Genomic DNA, 15,198 nt, shown 5'->3' on the forward strand with positions numbered 1-15,198 from the left:
GACTCCGGCCGTGCCGCACCGCCGCCGAAACAGGAGCTGCCATGACCGAGGCCACGTCGGCACCGCACAGTGGCGACCTTCCCGAGGTGCCCGACTTCCCGATGTCGCGCGGCTGCCCGCTCGACCCGGCGCCGATGTACACGCGGCTGCGCACCGAGCGGCCGGTCACCCAGGTCGCGCTGCCCAGCGGGCAGAAAGCCTGGCTGGTCACGAGCTACGCGCACGTGCGCGCGCTGGTGACCGATCCGAGGATCAGCTCGGACCACCACCACCCCAACCTGCCGCTACTCGTCCCGCTCGGCCTCTCCGAGGAGGGCGCCCAGGGCGGGGAGTCCCAGGCGATGGGCAACACCCTGGTGGGGCTGGACCCGCCGGAGCACTCCGCGCCGCGGCGGATGGTCATCGCCGAGTTCACCGTCCGGCGGATCCAGGAGCTGCGGCCCCGCATCACGGAGATCGTGGAGAGCTGCATCGACGACCTGATCGCCGCCGGCCCCGGCGCGGACCTGGTCGGCACGGTCGCGGTGCGGGTGCCCTCGATGGTGCTGTCCGAACTGCTCGGCGTCCACCCGCCCGACCGCGAGTTCTTCCACACCCGCACCTCGGCGATGCTCAGCCGCGCGAGCACCCCCGAGGAACGCCGCACCGCCATGATCGAACTGGCCACCTTCATCGACGGCCTGATCCGGGAGAAGGAACAGGAGCCGACCGACGACGTGCTCGGCCGGCTCGTCGTGAACAACCGGGAGACCGGGGTGTTCACCCACATGGGCCTGATCCAGATGGCCTACCTGCTGCTGGTCGCCGGCAACGAGACGACCGCGAACATGATCGCGCTGGGCACCACCGGCCTGCTGGAGAACCCGGAGGTGGTGGCCGAGCTGATCGCGGACCCGAGCCGGATCGGCCGGACCGTCGAGGAACTGCTCCGGTACTTCACCATCTCGGACGTGCTGCTCAGGACGGCCCGCGAGGACATCGAGATCGACGGCGTGACGATCCGCAAGGACGACGGCGTCCTGCTCGGCCTGGGCTCGGCCAACCGGGACGAGACGGTCTTCGACAGCCCCGACCGGCTGGACATCCACCGGGGCGCGCGGCACCACATGGCGTTCGGCTACGGCATCCACCAGTGCCTGGGCCAGAACCTCGCCCGGGCGGAGCTGGAGATCGTCTTCACCACGCTGTTCGCACGGCTGCCGGGTCTGCGGCTGGCCGTGCCCGTGTCGGAGCTTCCGTTCAAGCAGGACTCCAACACCTACGGCCTGCACGAGCTGCCCGTCACCTGGTGACGGTCCGCCCGGCGCCGGGCGGGCTCGTGACGGCCCCGGCCACCTCCCCGGACCACTCCGAACGGAAAGGACCCCCCGTGCGCATCGTCGTCGACCGCGACGTCTGTATCGGCGCCGGCCAGTGCGTGCTCACCGAGCCCCGCGTCTTCCAGCAGAACGACGAGGACGGCATGGTCGAGCTGCTGACCGACCGTCCCGACCCCGGCACGACCGTGACCGTGCGGGTCGCGGTCAGCCTGTGCCCGGCCCGGGCGCTGTCGATCGAGGACTGAGCGCCCGCACGGGGGAGGCCGCCGGTTCCGGCGGCCTCCCCCCATGTCTGCCCCGGCGCCCGCCGGTCGTCGCCGGCCGTGCGCCGGCCTCCTCCGACGGGCCGTCGGACACCGATGACGGGAGAACCCGTGGACACCGAACAGTCGTCCCCCCTGGCCGGCATCGAACAGTCGTCCCCCCTGGCCGGCACCGGCCTGCGCGGCCTGGTCGGCGACCGGGCCGCCGAACTCGGCGGCCGGAACCGCTGGCACCAGCTGGAGTGCGACCTCACGGACGCCGCCGCGGTGGACCGGGCGGTCGCCGAGAGCCCCGCCGAGGTGGTCGCGCACTTCGCCGCGTTCACCGACCTCAACGCGGCGGCGGCGCAGACCGGCGACCGCGACGGCCGCTGCTACCGGGTGAACGTCGACGGGACCGCGAACCTCGCCGCCGCGTGCCGCCGGCACGGCCGCTACCTGATCCACGTCTCCACCGACTACGTGTTCAGCGGCGACCAGGAGGAGCCGTACCGGGAGACCGACCGGCCCGACCCGCTGGACTGGTACAGCCGGACCAAGCTCTGGGCCGAGCGCGAGGTGCAGGAGTCCGGCTGCGCGTTCTCCGTCCTCCGCCCCAGCTTCCCGTTCCGGGCCCGCTATCGGCGCAAGGAGGACCTGGTCCGCAAGCTGGTCGGCTGGCTCGCCGCCGGCCGGATCCCGCCTATGTTCGAGGACACCCTGGTGACCCCCACCTTCGTCGACGAGTTCGCCACGGCCGTCGAGCGGGTGGCACAACTCCGGCCGCCGGACGGGCTGTTCCACTGCGCGGGCGGCAGCTCGCTGTCCCCCTACGACCTCACGGTGACGGTGGCCCGCACCTTCGGGCTCGACGCGGCCCCCGCCGCCCGCGGCCGCCTCGCGGACTACCTGCGCGACGCCGGACGCCCGTACCCGCGCTGGCTGAACGTGTCCAACGAGCACGCGACCCGGGTACTCGGGGTGCGGTTCTCCCGCATCGAGGACGCCCTGGCCACGATGCGGGACCAACTCGCCCTCAGCGGGGAACTCCCGCGAACTCCCTGATCGAGCCGACCACGTAGTCGATCATCTCGGGGGTGATCCCGGGGTACACCCCGATCCAGAAGGTGTCCTCGGTGACGATGTCGCTGACCGAGAGGTCGCCCGACACCCGGAACGTGACGTCCGCGTACGCCGGGTGGCGCGTGAGGTTGCCGCCGAAGAGCCGACGGGTCGCGATCCGCCGCTCCTCCAGGAACGCCACCAACTCGCGGCGGGTGTACGGCGCGTCCTGCTCGACGGTCAGCACGAAGCCGAACCAGCTCGGGTCGGAGTCGGGGGTCGGCTCGGGCAGCAGCAGGCCGGGGACCCCGTCCAGCCCCTCCCGCAGCAGCCGCCAGTTGCGGCGGCGCGCCTCGCCGAACTCCTCGATGCGGCGCAGCTGGGTCACGCCCATCGAGGCCTGGAGGTCGGTGCTCTTCAGGTTGTAACCGACGTGGGAGAAGATGTACTTGTGGTCGTAGCCCGGCGGGAGGGTGCCGAGCTGCTGGTCGAAGCGCTTCAGGCAGCGGTCGTCCTCGCCCGGCTCGCACCAGCAGTCCCGGCCCCAGTCGCGGATCGACTCCACCAGTCGCGCGAGTGCCAGGTCGTTGGTGACCACACAGCCGCCCTCGCCGACCGTGATGTGGTGGGCCGGGTAGAAGCTCACCGTCGAGAGGTCGCCGAACGTGCCGGTGAGCCTGCCCCGGTAGCGCGAGCCGACGGCGTCGCAGTTGTCCTCGATCAGGAACAGGTCGTGCTGACGCGCCAGTTCGGCGACCTCCTCGGCGGCGAACGGGTTGCCGAGTGCGTGCGCGGTCATGATCGCCCGGGTGCGCGGCCCGATCGCGGCGGCGATGGCCTCCGGCGTCGGGTTGTAGGTGCCGAGTTCGACGTCGACGAAGACCGGGACGAGCCCGTTCTGGAGGATCGGGTTGACGGTGGTGGGGAAGCCCGCGGCGGCGGTGATCACCTCGTCGCCGGGGCGCAGCCGCACGTCCCCCAGCTGCGGTGAGGTCAGCGCGGTCAGCGCGACCAGGTTCGCCGACGACCCCGAGTTGGTCAGGTGGGCCTTGCGCCGCTTGAAGTACCTGGCGAGGTCGCGCTCGAAGCGGCGCGCGCTGGGGCCCGCCGCGATCCGCATGTCCAGCGCCGCCTCGACCAGCGCCGCGCGGTCCTCCTCGTCGAGGACCGCGCCGGAGGTGAGCACCGGGGTCCTCCCCGGGACGAACTCTCCCTCGGCCTGGCTCTGGTGGTAGTCCCTCACCAGCTTCAGGATCGCTTCCTTGTCCTCACCCATGTGGTGGTACCTCCGTAGCCGTTGTCGGTGCGGCGCGCTTCCGCCGGGCGGATCCAGGGCGTGGCTCGGGTCTGCCGGGGTTCCCGGTCGACCAGGTGCAGGAGTTCGACCCGGCCGGGGCCGGCCGGAGCTCCGCTCCGTCTGGGCCTGTCCGGGCAGCCGGTACCGGCGGCACGACCGATCGGCCGAGCCGCGTCGGGACGAAGCGTTCCCCCCTGGGCACCCTCAGTGGGTGCCCACGGGGACAGGTTCGCCGCCGTCCCTAACAGCGAGCCTGGTCGGATCTAAAACCGGCGGCTCAGCCGCACCCCGCGCGGCCGTCGGGCCCGGGGCCGATCCCCAGGGCGTGGCGCAGGGCCTCGCGCAGCACCTCGGCGAACGACGGGGGGTTGACGCTGCTGAGCCAGTACCGGCCCGCCACCCGGACGGCCCCGGCGACCACGGCGGCCGTCACCGCCGGGGCCAGTTCCCAGCGTTCGGCGCCGGTCCGCTCGGCGATCGCGTCCGCCAGCGGCTCCTCGGCCATGCTGAACGCCTTCAGCGCCTCACCCTGCAGCGCGGGCGTGGACATGATCATCGCGAGCCCGGCCCGGTCGGGCTCGGGATCGGCGAAGACCTCGACCACCACCGCGATGAGGGCCTCGCCGAGCGGCTCCTCCGCGGGCCTGGCCCGCAGCGCCCCGCCGAGGCGGCGGGACTGGTCGGTCTGGCCGGCGCAGATCGCCTCCTCCCGGCTGGAGAAGTAGTTGTTGTACGTCCGGGGCGCCACGCCGGCGGCTTCGGCGATGTCGCGCACCCGCACCAGGGCCAGCCCCTCGGGGCCCTTCTCCAGCGCCAGCCGCAGCGCGGCGGCACCGATCGCCTCACGGGTGGCCTGCTTGTTGCGGGCCCGCATGCCCATCGGTTGGTCTGCGGTCATGGCTGGTCAGGGGGCCGGCCGGAACGCGCCGGACGGTCAGCCGCCCCCGTCCTCCTCTCATCGCCCGAAGCCTATGCACCGGCCCGGCCCTCACGGAGGCCCGCACACCCCCGGGCCGGCACCTGAGTGTCCGTCACCGTCCAAGCCCCCCAGGGTATATGCGTGGCGCGACGCCAAGGCCGGCGTCAAAGAAAGCACCGTCCCGGGCGGCGGCCTCAGGATCGCGCCGGTGGCCCCGATCCGACGGGCAGGCTCACGGCGAGGCCTCCGCGGCGGCGTCGACCGGGGCCGGGGCGACCGCGGTGAACCGCCCGTAGCCGCCGCGGAACAGCACCATCGGCCCGGCCTCGGCGCTGCACCCGGTTTTGGCGAGCCGGTGCACCCGGGCGACCACGATCATGTGGTCGCCCGCCGGATGCTCAGCCTCCACCGAGCACTCCAGCCAGGCCAGCGCACCGTCGAGGACCGGCATCCCCGCGGGCGACGCCGACCAGGCCACCCCGTGGAACTTGGAGTCCCCGCTGGCCGTGGCCAGCCGCCGGGCCTGCCCGTACTGGCCGGCCGCCAGGAAGCAGATGCCGTGCCGCCGGCCGCCCCGCAGCCGGGGCCAACTGGTACTGGTGTGCGCCACGCAGAACGCCACCAGCGGCGGGTCCAGCGAGACGGACGTGAACGAGCTCACCAACAGCCCGACCGGCTCCCCGCCGTCCGTCCCGGTCACCGCCACCACGCCGGAGGCGAAGTGGCCCAGCACCCGCCGGAAGTCCGCCTGGTCGAACGCGTCCTCCCGGGGCTCGTCCAGCAGGTCGTTCAGTGCTTCGATACGGTTCGCTGCCATCCGGATCCTTCCACGGTTGCTCCCTGAACCGCCGTCCTGGCCGTTGTCCCGGCCATGGTCCTCCGCAGGGCTAATACAGGACTTGCCTCCGGCTAGCCTGCTCGCGCCCCGACCCGGCACCTCCGCCCCCGGGTCGGGGCGGCCGGAAGCACTTAGCCCCGACTTAGCGGCCGTTCCGACAATCGACCTCCACAGGCTGGGAGACCGGCACCCACGGACGGTGGAGGAACCGCAATGCCGCACCGAGCGAGATGGCGCACCGCCATCCCGGCCCTGCTCCGCTGGTGGCAGGGGGTCGGCGACCTGGGATACCTGATGGGCTGGGCGCCCCCGCCCCCCTACTGTCCGGGGCCCACCCGGGTACCCGCCGCCCACACCGCCGCTCCCGACCCGCACCCGGCCCTGCCGTCCGGCCACCCCGAAGCCCTCGCCACCGACCGCTTGAGCCCCCTGGAGCGCCGTCTCTGGGAGGAACTCGTCCTCCGCTTCCCCCGCTGACCGCGCCCGGCACACGCCTCGCCGGAGCGGCCCACCGACCCGACCGCCCCGCCCGACCCGACCGGCCGCCCGCTAGAGTCCCCGGCATGACCCGCGTGAAGATCGAGATCTCCGTCCCCGAGAGCCACGTCGAGCAGGTGGTCGACGCCCTCCACGCCGCCGGCGCCGGCCGACTCGGGGAGTACGCCCGCTGCACCAGCGTCTGGCGGATCACCGGCAGTTGGCTGCCCTCCCCCGCCGCCCGGCCCTACCTGGGCACGGCCGGCGAGGTGGAACGGGCCGAGGAGTGCCGGGTGGAGTCCTCCTGCGAGCGGGAGCAGGCCGCCGCCGTGCTGGCGGCCGTACGCGCCGCCCACCCCTACGAGGAGCCGGTGGTCAACTTCCTGCCGCTGTACGACCCCGCCGCGGACTGAGCCGGACGGCCCGCCCCGGCCGCCCCATCCGTACCACCCTCCCCGCCCCGGGGAATTCCCCTCGCCCCGGCCGTCCCGACGCCGTACCGTGGTCCGGTCAACGATCTTGGAGCACGCGGAGCGGGCGGTACACCATGCAGGACTACCAGGGCTGGGTCGACGAACACTACGGCGCCGTCGCGGACGCCTTCGCCGGCAACTTCGCCGACTTCCCCGAACTCGGCTCCGCCGTCACGGTCTTCGTCGGCGGCCGCAAGGTGGTCGAGCTGTGGGGCGGCACCGCCGACGAACGCACCGGCCGGGCCTGGACGCAGGACACCGTCGTCCCGGTGTTCTCCTGCGCCAAGGGCGCGGTGAGCATCAGCGCCCTGCTGCTCGCCCAGCGGGGCCGGCTCGACCTGGACGCCCCGGTCGCCCGCTACTGGCCCGAGTTCGCGCGCCACGGCAAGCAGGACATCACCACCCGGATGATCCTCGGCCACCGGGCCGGCATCCCGGCGCTGGACGCGGTGCTGCCGTTCGAGGAGGTCGCCGCCTGGGAGCCGGTGATCCGCGCGATCGAGGCCCAGCAGCCGCTCTGGGAGCCGGGCACCACCTACGAGTACCACGGCCATGTGTTCGGCTTCGCGGTCGGCGAGGTGATCCGCCGGATCACCGGCCTGACCCCGGGCGCGTTCCTGCGCAAGGAGATCGCCGAGCCGCTCGGCCTGCCGCTGTGGATCGGCCTGCCGGAGAGCGAACTCCCGCACCTGGCCCGGCTGGTGGAGGCCGACGGCCGCCGCCCGATGCCCGGCCCGGAGCACCTGCTCACCCGGATCGTCACCATGAACGGCGCCCTGGTCTTCCCCGGCCTGGACGTGCCGCACGGCTGGAACGACCCCGACCTGCACGCGGTCGAGCTCCCCGGCGCGGGCGCGGTCGCCTCCGCCACCGGGCTGGCCGGCCTCTACGCGGCCGCGGCCACCGGCCTGGACGGCGGCGAGCGGCTGCTGTCCGCCGACACCCTGACCGACGCGGTGCGCGAAGTCTCCTCCGGTGCGGGCTTCCTGGGCTTCGACCTGGGTGCCCGCTGGGGCTCCGGCCTGCTGCTGGACTCCGCCGGGTTCCGCCCGCTGCTCGGCGCGCGCAGCTTCGGCAACGACGGCGCCGGCGGCCAGTTCGCCTTCGGCGACGACGAGTTCGGCGTCGGCTTCGGCTACGTCGCCAACCGGATGATCGGCCACGGCGACGCCCGCGCCAACCGGCTGATCGAGGCGCTGCGCGGGTGCCTGGGGTGACGGCGTTCCTCGACCGGCTGATCGGACTCGCCGCCACCGCCGACCTCGGCGGGCTGGGCTACGACGCCTCGCTGCCCCGACTCGCCGCCCGCTTCGGCGACCCGTACGACTCGGGGCCGGTCCACAGGGGCACCCGCTGGCCGCACGCCTTCGGCTGGGGCGACGCGTGGACGGTGTTCTGCCGCTGCCGCCGGCTCCGCTCCTTCTCGCTGCCGACCTGGCACGGGGAGCTCGAACTCCCGGCGGACGGCCCGGGGTTGCTGACGTACGACACCCGCGTCACCGAGTCCGCGCTGGTCGCCGCGCTGACGGCGGCCGGCCTCGCCTGGGAGACCGTGACCTACGAGAACATCCCCGACCAGCGCACCCTGGAGGTGGCGCCGACCGAGGACGTCCGGGTCGCGTTCGTGCTGGCCGACCGGATCTCCCGGGACGAACCGCCCCTGGACGACTGGCTGTTGTACAAGGTCGGCCTCTGGGGCTACGACCACCCCGACTGCCCCGAGCCGGACCGCACCCTGCCGGACGACGGCTGGGGTGCGGCCGAACTCTGAGCCGGCGCCGGGCCGTTCCGTCCCCTGTGCGGAACGGCCCGCCGCCGACCGGCTACTTGAGCAGGAAGCCGACCGGCTACTTGAGCAGGAAGTCGTAGACCGCCTGCCGCCCGACCGGGTTGGCCGCCCGGGTCTGCACCGAGTGCGCCGCCCCCGGGACGATCACGATCTGCGGGTCGTGGGTCAGCTTCGCCTGCTGGTACAGCCACTCGTACGGGGTGGAGAGGTCCCGGTCCCCGCCGAGCAGCAGCACCGGCACGTCGGGCAGCTTGCGGTGCGCCGGCGGCAGCGGCGGCACCGGCTCGCGCGGCCAGTCCAGGCAGACCAGCAGGCTGCCGAGGCCGGTCGCGGTCGCCGGGTCGTACGGCCAGGTCTGCTCGGCGGTCAGCCGCTGACGGGTGCGCTCCAGCGCGGCCGCCCGGCCCGCCACCGGGGTGTCCGAGGAGCCCCACGGGTAGCGCCCGTCGGCGCACAGGGTGGCGGCGTGCAGGCCCTGGCTGAGCAGTTCGGCCGGGGCGGCGTCGTTCTTGTGGACGTCGTCGATGAAGGCCTGGAGCTTCTGCGGGTTGCCGCCGGCCGCTTCGTGCAGGGCTTCCGGTACCCCGCCGTAGTTGGGGTCGGCGAACTCGTAGCTGGTGAGCGCGTCCAGGATCTGCGCGCCGTTGCCGTACTTCCGCACGGTGGCGGCGAGGTCGGCGGCCGGGTCGGTGGTGCAGCCGGTGGCCTGGCAGGCGGTGCGCAGCACCCGGGCGGTGGCGGGCAGCGCGACCAGGTCCATCGGGTCGTAGCCGCCCTGCGGCACCACCGAGTCGAGCACCAGCCGGTTCACGTGCGCCGGGTGGGCGAGGGCGTAGCGCTCGGCGACGAAGGTGCCGTAGGAGACGCCGTCCAGGGTCAGCCGGTGGTCGCCGAGGGCCTGGCGGAGCAGGTCGATGTCGGCGACGGTGTCCGCGCTGCTGTAGTAGCGGGCGTTCGGGCCGAGGGCGGTGGCGCAGTCGGCGATGGACTGCTTGCGGGGTAAGGCGAGGTCGGAGGAGCCCATGTCCTCCTGGAGGCCGGGGCACTGGAGGGCCCGCTCCCCGGTACCGCGCTGGTCGTACATGATCAGGCGGTAGTCCTTGAGGACGGGTGCGATCTTGCCCGCGATCCGGCGGATCAGCGGGACGCCGGGCTGGCCCGGGCCGCCGGCAAGGAACAGCAGGTCGCCCTTGGGGGCGTCGGCGTTGCCGGTCATCGCCACGTCGAGCTGGAGGGTGCCGGGCGTCCGGCCGCTGTGGTCGAGCGGCACGGTGATGGTTCCACAGGTGAATTCGGGCGCGCCCTGGCAGGGGGCCTGCCCGGTGACGCCGCCGCCGTGGCGCTGGGGTTCGGCCGGGGCGGCGACGGCGGGGCCGGCCAGGGTGGTGCCGGCGACCACCGCGACGGCGCCCAGCAGGGCGGCGATGCGGCCGCGCGTGCTCGTCATGTTCGTCGGGGTTCCTTCCGCTCGCGCCGCGTCCGTCCTGACGCGGTCACGGGAAGAAGCCTGCGCCCGGGTGACTTCGAAGGCGAGCATTCGTGCCAGGATTCGACCAGGGTCGAAGGGTTGACGACCGAAAGGACGACAAACCCGACCGTTCCGGCAGGCTGGCAGAGGGGTGGACGGCATGATCCGGCTCACGATCGACTCGACCGGGCTCGCCCGCACCCGGTTCGTCGTCTCGCCGTTGCACGAGGCGGTCAACACCCTGACGGCCGCCTCCGCGCTCAACTCCCGTACCGGCCCGTACGCCTGGGTCGGCCGGTCCCGCCGGGTGCTGCGCCGGGAGGGGCTGGAGCTGCTGTCCGGGCTGGCGCTGGAGCGGGCCGGCGGCTACCTCCCCGATTTCCTCGCCCCGCACCCGACCGGGCCGGACCCGACGATCGCCGAGCAGCTGGAGGCCGTCCGCCGCGCCGACCCGGACCGGGTGCTGGCCGAGTTGGACACCGTCCGCCACGGGCTGCCCGCCGCCAACCTGGCCGGCCGGCCGCTGCCGGACGTGGTGCTGAGCGCGCTGCGGCGCGGCCCGCGCCACTTCGCCGAGCGGGTCGCGGACGAGCTGGGGCGGTACTGGGAGCTGGCGGTCGCCCCGTACTGGCCGGACGCCCGCGCGGTACTGGAGGCCGAGATCGACCAGCGCGGCCGGCACGTCGCCCGGTACGGCACCGGGTCGCTGTTCAACTCGCTCTCCCCGGAACTCTCCTGGTCGGACGGGCTGATCCAGCTGGAGAGCCGCTTCGAGGTGGACCTGCCGGCCCGCATGGTGCTGCTGATGCCGACGCTGGTCAGCCGCTCGATCCACGTCATCCTCGACACGGTCGACGGCTGCCACCGGGCGCCGACGCTGATGTACCCGATCACGCCGTCCGTGCCCGCGCCCCGGACACCAGCGCCCGCGCTGGCCCAGCTGGTCGGGCCGACCCGGGCGGACCTGCTGGCCGCACTGGTGGACCCGGCGACCACCGCGGCGCTGGCCGCCCGGCACTTCCTCAGCCCCGGAACGGTCTCGTACCACCTGGGGGTGCTGCACCGCTCGGGGCTGGTCAGCCGGGTGCGCAGCGGGCGGGAGGTGCTGTACCGGCGGACGCCGCGCGGGGAGGAGCTGGTGACGTCGCACTGAGGAGCGCACGGCGGAGCGCACGGCGATGGGCGCGTGAGCGGGCGCGTGCTCCTGATTTCGCGCCCCTCAGGTCCGTTTCACACCAACGCGCGCGGGAGCACCACCCGCACCCATTCCTCCGGCTGCGACAGGTGCGGAGCGTGACCGGCGCCCTGGTAGAGGTGCCGTTCCGCCTTCGGGAGGGTGAGGTCGATGATGTCCAGCACCTCGCCGTACATCGGCGGACTGTCGTCGCTCTGCGTGAGCAGCACGGCCTCGTTGAAGCCGCTGAGCGCGGTCAGGTCCAGATCCAGCGCGTCCGGGTCCCGCAGCTCGTCCAGGTAGGTCGGGGCATTGCGGATGAAGGTGTGCCGCACCGGCGCGGGCAGCTGGGCCCACGCCCCCGGCCCGAAGGCGACGGTCTCCACGAACAGCTCCGCCGCCGCGGCCGACTCCGCCTGCTCCAGCAGCTCCCGGACGGCGGCGGTCCGGGAGGCGAGGGCGGCGGCGATCGGCCGCAGCTCCGGGTCGGTGAGCAGGATGCCGGTGCCGGGCGGCTCGTGCACGGCGAGGCCCCGCAGCAGGTCGGGCCGGACGGAGGCGAGCCGCAGCGCGATCAGCGCACCGTACGAGTTCCCGGCGACGAAGGCCGGAGCGAGCCCGAGGCCCTCGATCAGCCCGGCCAGGTCGGCGGCGTCCTCGTGCACCGAGCCCTGGGTCAGCGGGTCCTCGCTGCGGCTGTGGCCCCGGCGGTCGTAGGCGACGACGGTGGTGGACTCGGCCAGGCCCGGCATCACCCGGGCCCACGAGTCACCGTCGGTCCACGAGCCGTGCACCAGGACGACACCGGGGCCTTCGCCTTGGGCCTCGTAGTGCAGCCCGACCCCGTTCACCCTGATCTCGGCCATCACGAGCCTCCCGATCTCGGCGGTGCTCCCTCACCAGCCTGACACAGGCGCGCGGAACGGACAGTCCGGTCAGGCGGGACGGACGGTCCGGTCAGGCGGAACGGACGGTCCGGTCAGATCGGGGACTCGAAGAGGTGCGGCTCCCAGTGACCGAGCCAGGAGCAGGTGGAGGAGGGCAGGGCCAGGCCCTCGGTGGACTCGTCGTACGGGAGGAAGGAGGTGGGCGCGAACCAGCCCTCACCGGGGTCGATGCGCAGGCGGAGCAGGCGCAGCGGGCGGTGGAGGGCGAGGTAGGCGCGCAGGTCGTCGGTGGAGGGGTGGTGGTCCTCGTAGCGGTCCTGGACGCAGCGGCAGATGGTCAGGATGTCGGTGTCGGCGAGGAGGAGGTAGCGGGGGCCGGGGCCGAGGTTCACGCAGAGTCGTCGGCGGGCCTTCCGGCGCTCGCCGTAGGGAAGGTTCTGGTGGTTGTCGACGTGGAGGCCGGGGCGTCGGGCGGACTCGGGGAGGAGGTGGGTGGTGGGCAGGCCCGGCGGGTCCTCGGCGTCACCGAGGGTGATCGGGTGGGGGTCGCCGAGGGTCTCGACCAGGGCGGCGACGGTGTCGCGGTCGGTGACGGTGTCGGGGAGCCGGAACAGCTCGATCAGACCGGAGGCGGGGGTGAAGTAGCCGGGGGCGAACCGCTCGGGGTAGCCGCCGGGCAGGGGCTCCCAGGCGTCGGGGTCGGGGACGACGGCGCAGGTCTCGTAGTCGGGCTCGAAGTAGAGCCGGCGGGGGCGGCCGTAGTCGCAACGGGCGTGCAGGGCGGCGGGGTTGCGGAAGGCGATCGCGGCGGGGTGCATGGCGGGTGGACTTCCTCGGGGTAGGTGGAGGGTCGGCGGGGGTCAGGTGAGGAGGACGCGCGCCCAGACGCGCTTGCCCGAGCCCCGGCGGACGACGACGCCGAAGTCGAGCGAGAGCTCACGGACGAGCTGGATGCCCCGGCCGCCCTCGTTGAGGCGGCGCAGGCGGGGCTTCTGGAGCGGCAGGTCGAAGCGCGGGTCCCACACTTCGAGGCGGCAGTCGCCGCCGAACTCCTGGAGGTAGAGGCGGATTTCGCCGTGGCCCTGGCAGGCGTGGACGACGGCGTTGGTGACGAGCTCGGAGCCGATGAGGACCAGGTCGTCGACCGTGTCGCCGCAGTAGCCCCAGAAGCCCAGCTGGTTGCGGATGTGGTGGCGGGCGGTGCGGACCGAGGTGGAGTGCTCGGTGAGGGTGAGCTCGGAGGTGCGGAGGAGAGGTGTGCTCAACGCGGACATGGGTGCCCCTTCGCTTCGACACGACGTCAGGTGCGTGTCCGTGCGGTCACGTTGAGTGTGGGGGAGTTCGATTCGAATTTGCAACCCGAACGCCACCAAAGAAGAAACAAATTAGTTGATCTTGAACGCGGCTAGACTGGCCGCACATCCAAGGGAGGGCAGCGTTGGGCACAGACCCGTCAGCGATCAGGAACATCCGCCTCGGCGAGGAACTACGGCAGTGGCGGCTGGAGAACAACAAGACGCTGGCCGACGTCACCGCCGGTCTGAGGGGCTGGAATCCTGCCCGGCTGAGCAAGATCGAACGAGCCCGTCTACCAGTGAGCGCCGCCGACTTGGCCACCTACCTGGACCACTGCGGGATCACGGGGGATGACCGCGCCGAGATCGAGCGTCTCGCCACGGACAGTCCTTCGAAGCACTGGTGGGAAGACCACGAGTTTGCCGACACAATCAGCGCCGCGTTCGCGGAGTTCCTCGGCCTCGAAGCTGATGCGACGCACATGCTCGACTACTTCCTGTCCGCCTTCCCCGGTCTGCTCCAGACCGAGAGTTATGCGCGAGAGGTGATCGCCGCCGGTCTCGACGGCCTCAGCGACGACCAGCGTGAGGCCGCGGCAGAGATTCGAGTCCTACGCCAGCGCCGACTGACCGAGGAACCCCGGATCAATCTGGAGGCTTACTTCGGTGAGGTCGCGCTCCTGGTCGGTGGCGACCGCGACATTCTGGCTGGTCAGATCCGTCATGCCATCGATGTGGCACAGCAGCCGAACGTGACCCTGCGCATGGTCCCGCTGAGCGCAGGACGCCAAGCAATCCTCTCTTCCGGCCTCACCCTGATGCACTTCTCCGGCGAGGAGAGCTTCGTCTTCATCGAAGCCGCCGGAGGTATGCTCCCGCGTAAGTCGGGACGCGATGTACGACGAGCCGAACGCGCCTTCGCTCGGCTGAAGCGACATTCGCTGTCGCCGGAGGACACCATCACCGCACTTGAGCACAAGTTGGAAGAGTTGACGTGATCAGCAAGCACGACCCCTACTCCCACGATCCTGCTGACGCCGACTGGGTCAAGTCCCCTTTCTCCGGCGACTCCAACGGCAACTGCGTGATCATCGCCCGCTTCGACAACGGCGACGTCTGGCTCGGCGACGACAAGAACCCCCACCGCCCCCACCTCGCCTTCAACCACAGCGAGTGGACCGCCTTCATCCAGGCCATCGAAGCCCGCGACCCCCGCTTCACCGCCTAACCTGACAGTGGCCCTGCTCGACACCAATGAGCAGGGCCACCGGCCATCGGGAGGCAATCATGCACAACCCGTACAACCACAACCCCGCCGACGCCCAGTGGGTCAAGTCCCCCTTCTCCGGCGACGACAACGGCGACTGCGTGATCATCGCCCGCTTCGACAACGGCGACGTCTGGCTCGGCGACGACAAGAACCCCCACCGCCCCCACCTCGCCTTCAACCAGGCCGAGTGGACCGCCTTCGTCCAGGCCGTCCAAGCCCGCGACCCCCGCTTCACCGTCTAACAGACCCTCCGACCCGGCCCGTTCACCAACGGGCCGGGCCGTCCTCAGCCGATTCCCCGGACCGGCGGCTCGTCCCTGGTCCCGTCCTCCGCGACGACCGTGAACTGCTCCCTGCCCGCCACCGACAGGTCCACCGGGTACAGCGAGGCGGTGTCGTTGACGTCCAGCTCGCGGCGCTGCCGGCCGGTCGCGGCGTCGATCCGCGTCAGCTTGTCGCGGGTCATCGCCCACACCGACGTCCCGTCGACCAGCACCCCCGTCACCTGGGCGGACGCCGCGAACTGCAGCCCCTGCCACCCCGGCAACGACTCGCACTGACCGGCCAGTTGCGGGGGGGGGGGCCCCCCCCCCCGGCCCCCCCCCCCCCCCCGGGGGGGCACCCCCCCCCCCCCCCCCCCCCCCCCCGCGCCCCCCGCGCCGCCCCCGCGGGGGGCCCCCCCCCCCCC

At 72.8% G+C, this 15,198-nt stretch carries 19 protein-coding genes; 11 read left to right on the forward strand and 8 right to left on the reverse strand.

What is annotated here, in order from left to right; translation table 11 throughout:
• The first annotated feature begins 41 nt into the window (after positions 1–41).
• From AB0F71_RS33575 to AB0F71_RS33585, 3 genes are all read left to right on the forward strand, one after another.
• Positions 42–1,292: a cytochrome P450 gene (locus AB0F71_RS33575; protein ID WP_360242751.1), complete on the forward strand. Its 1,251-nt coding sequence runs from the start codon at positions 42–44 to the stop codon at positions 1,290–1,292.
• Positions 1,293–1,369: 77 nt separating this feature from the next.
• Positions 1,370–1,564, forward strand: a complete 195-nt coding sequence (locus AB0F71_RS33580) for a (4Fe-4S)-binding protein (protein WP_360242754.1) — start codon at positions 1,370–1,372, stop codon at positions 1,562–1,564.
• 129 nt (positions 1,565–1,693) lie between these two features.
• Positions 1,694–2,626: a sugar nucleotide-binding protein gene (locus AB0F71_RS33585; protein WP_360242757.1), complete on the forward strand. Its 933-nt coding sequence runs from the start codon at positions 1,694–1,696 to the stop codon at positions 2,624–2,626.
• Here the strand turns inward: AB0F71_RS33585 and rfbH are convergent.
• The 3 genes from rfbH to AB0F71_RS33600 all read right to left on the reverse strand — a co-directional run bounded on the left by rfbH (position 2,598) and on the right by AB0F71_RS33600 (position 5,656).
• Positions 2,598–3,899: a lipopolysaccharide biosynthesis protein RfbH gene (gene rfbH, locus AB0F71_RS33590; RefSeq protein WP_360242760.1), complete on the reverse strand. Its 1,302-nt coding sequence runs from the start codon at positions 3,897–3,899 to the stop codon at positions 2,598–2,600. The genes AB0F71_RS33585 and rfbH overlap by 29 nt on opposite strands.
• Before the next feature lie 298 nt (positions 3,900–4,197).
• On the reverse strand, positions 4,198–4,818 hold the full coding sequence (locus tag AB0F71_RS33595) for a TetR/AcrR family transcriptional regulator (RefSeq protein ID WP_360242763.1): 621 nt from the start codon (positions 4,816–4,818) through the stop codon (positions 4,198–4,200).
• Between the two features lie 253 nt (positions 4,819–5,071).
• Positions 5,072–5,656 carry a flavin reductase family protein gene (locus AB0F71_RS33600; RefSeq protein WP_360242766.1) on the reverse strand — a complete coding sequence of 195 codons (585 nt, stop codon included), beginning with the start codon at positions 5,654–5,656 and terminating at the stop codon, positions 5,072–5,074.
• 234 nt (positions 5,657–5,890) lie between these two features.
• Between AB0F71_RS33600 and AB0F71_RS33605 the strand changes: the two genes are divergently transcribed.
• From AB0F71_RS33605 to AB0F71_RS33620, 4 genes are all read left to right on the forward strand, one after another.
• Positions 5,891–6,154: a hypothetical protein gene (locus AB0F71_RS33605; RefSeq protein ID WP_360242769.1), complete on the forward strand. Its 264-nt coding sequence runs from the start codon at positions 5,891–5,893 to the stop codon at positions 6,152–6,154.
• An 86-nt stretch (positions 6,155–6,240) separates the two neighbouring features.
• A complete protein-coding gene (locus tag AB0F71_RS33610) occupies positions 6,241–6,567 on the forward strand; it encodes a hypothetical protein (protein WP_360242772.1) in 327 nt (108 codons plus the stop codon).
• 134 nt (positions 6,568–6,701) lie between these two features.
• Positions 6,702–7,844, forward strand: coding sequence for a serine hydrolase domain-containing protein (locus tag AB0F71_RS33615; protein ID WP_360242775.1), 1,143 nt, complete (start codon positions 6,702–6,704; stop codon positions 7,842–7,844).
• Positions 7,841–8,398: a hypothetical protein gene (locus tag AB0F71_RS33620; protein ID WP_360242778.1), complete on the forward strand. Its 558-nt coding sequence runs from the start codon at positions 7,841–7,843 to the stop codon at positions 8,396–8,398. Before AB0F71_RS33615 ends, AB0F71_RS33620 begins: the two co-directional genes overlap by 4 nt.
• Before the next feature lie 76 nt (positions 8,399–8,474).
• Here AB0F71_RS33620 and AB0F71_RS33625 read toward each other — a convergent pair whose 3' ends face one another.
• Entirely contained in the window at positions 8,475–9,863 is a 1,389-nt protein-coding gene (locus AB0F71_RS33625) for an alpha/beta fold hydrolase (RefSeq protein ID WP_360242781.1), read from the reverse strand.
• A gap of 181 nt (positions 9,864–10,044) precedes the next feature.
• Between AB0F71_RS33625 and AB0F71_RS33630 the strand changes: the two genes are divergently transcribed.
• The gene (locus AB0F71_RS33630; RefSeq protein WP_360242784.1) at positions 10,045–11,037 is read left to right on the forward strand and encodes a helix-turn-helix domain-containing protein; all 993 of its coding nucleotides are present in this window, start codon (positions 10,045–10,047) and stop codon (positions 11,035–11,037) included.
• Positions 11,038–11,114: 77 nt separating this feature from the next.
• Here the strand turns inward: AB0F71_RS33630 and AB0F71_RS33635 are convergent, their stop codons facing one another.
• The 3 genes from AB0F71_RS33635 to AB0F71_RS33645 all read right to left on the reverse strand — a co-directional run bounded on the left by AB0F71_RS33635 (position 11,115) and on the right by AB0F71_RS33645 (position 13,219).
• Positions 11,115–11,924, reverse strand: coding sequence for an alpha/beta hydrolase (locus tag AB0F71_RS33635; protein WP_360242787.1), 810 nt, complete (start codon positions 11,922–11,924; stop codon positions 11,115–11,117).
• A gap of 113 nt (positions 11,925–12,037) precedes the next feature.
• The gene (locus tag AB0F71_RS33640) at positions 12,038–12,763 is read right to left on the reverse strand and encodes a hypothetical protein (protein ID WP_360242790.1); all 726 of its coding nucleotides are present in this window, start codon (positions 12,761–12,763) and stop codon (positions 12,038–12,040) included.
• 42 nt (positions 12,764–12,805) lie between these two features.
• The gene (locus AB0F71_RS33645) at positions 12,806–13,219 is read right to left on the reverse strand and encodes an ATP-binding protein (protein ID WP_360242793.1); all 414 of its coding nucleotides are present in this window, start codon (positions 13,217–13,219) and stop codon (positions 12,806–12,808) included.
• Positions 13,220–13,383: 164 nt separating this feature from the next.
• On the opposite strand from AB0F71_RS33645, the gene AB0F71_RS33650 reads away from it, so the two are divergent.
• From AB0F71_RS33650 to AB0F71_RS33660, 3 genes are read left to right on the forward strand one after another with little or no spacing between them, the layout of a single operon-like run.
• A complete protein-coding gene (locus tag AB0F71_RS33650) occupies positions 13,384–14,238 on the forward strand; it encodes a helix-turn-helix transcriptional regulator (RefSeq protein WP_360242796.1) in 855 nt (284 codons plus the stop codon).
• On the forward strand, positions 14,235–14,468 hold the full coding sequence (locus tag AB0F71_RS33655; protein WP_360242799.1) for a DUF397 domain-containing protein: 234 nt from the start codon (positions 14,235–14,237) through the stop codon (positions 14,466–14,468). Before AB0F71_RS33650 ends, AB0F71_RS33655 begins: the two co-directional genes overlap by 4 nt.
• Before the next feature lie 59 nt (positions 14,469–14,527).
• Positions 14,528–14,752 (forward strand): DUF397 domain-containing protein, encoded by a 225-nt coding sequence (locus AB0F71_RS33660; protein WP_360242801.1) that lies wholly within the window; start codon positions 14,528–14,530, stop codon positions 14,750–14,752.
• A gap of 44 nt (positions 14,753–14,796) precedes the next feature.
• Here AB0F71_RS33660 and AB0F71_RS33665 read toward each other — a convergent pair whose 3' ends face one another.
• Positions 14,797–15,057 carry a hypothetical protein gene (locus tag AB0F71_RS33665; protein WP_360242804.1) on the reverse strand — a complete coding sequence of 87 codons (261 nt, stop codon included), beginning with the start codon at positions 15,055–15,057 and terminating at the stop codon, positions 14,797–14,799.
• Between the last annotated feature and the right edge of the window lie 141 nt (positions 15,058–15,198).

The sequence above is a fragment of the Kitasatospora sp. NPDC028055 genome (assembly GCF_040637885.1).
Taxonomy (GTDB): Bacteria; Actinomycetota; Actinomycetes; order Streptomycetales; family Streptomycetaceae; genus Kitasatospora.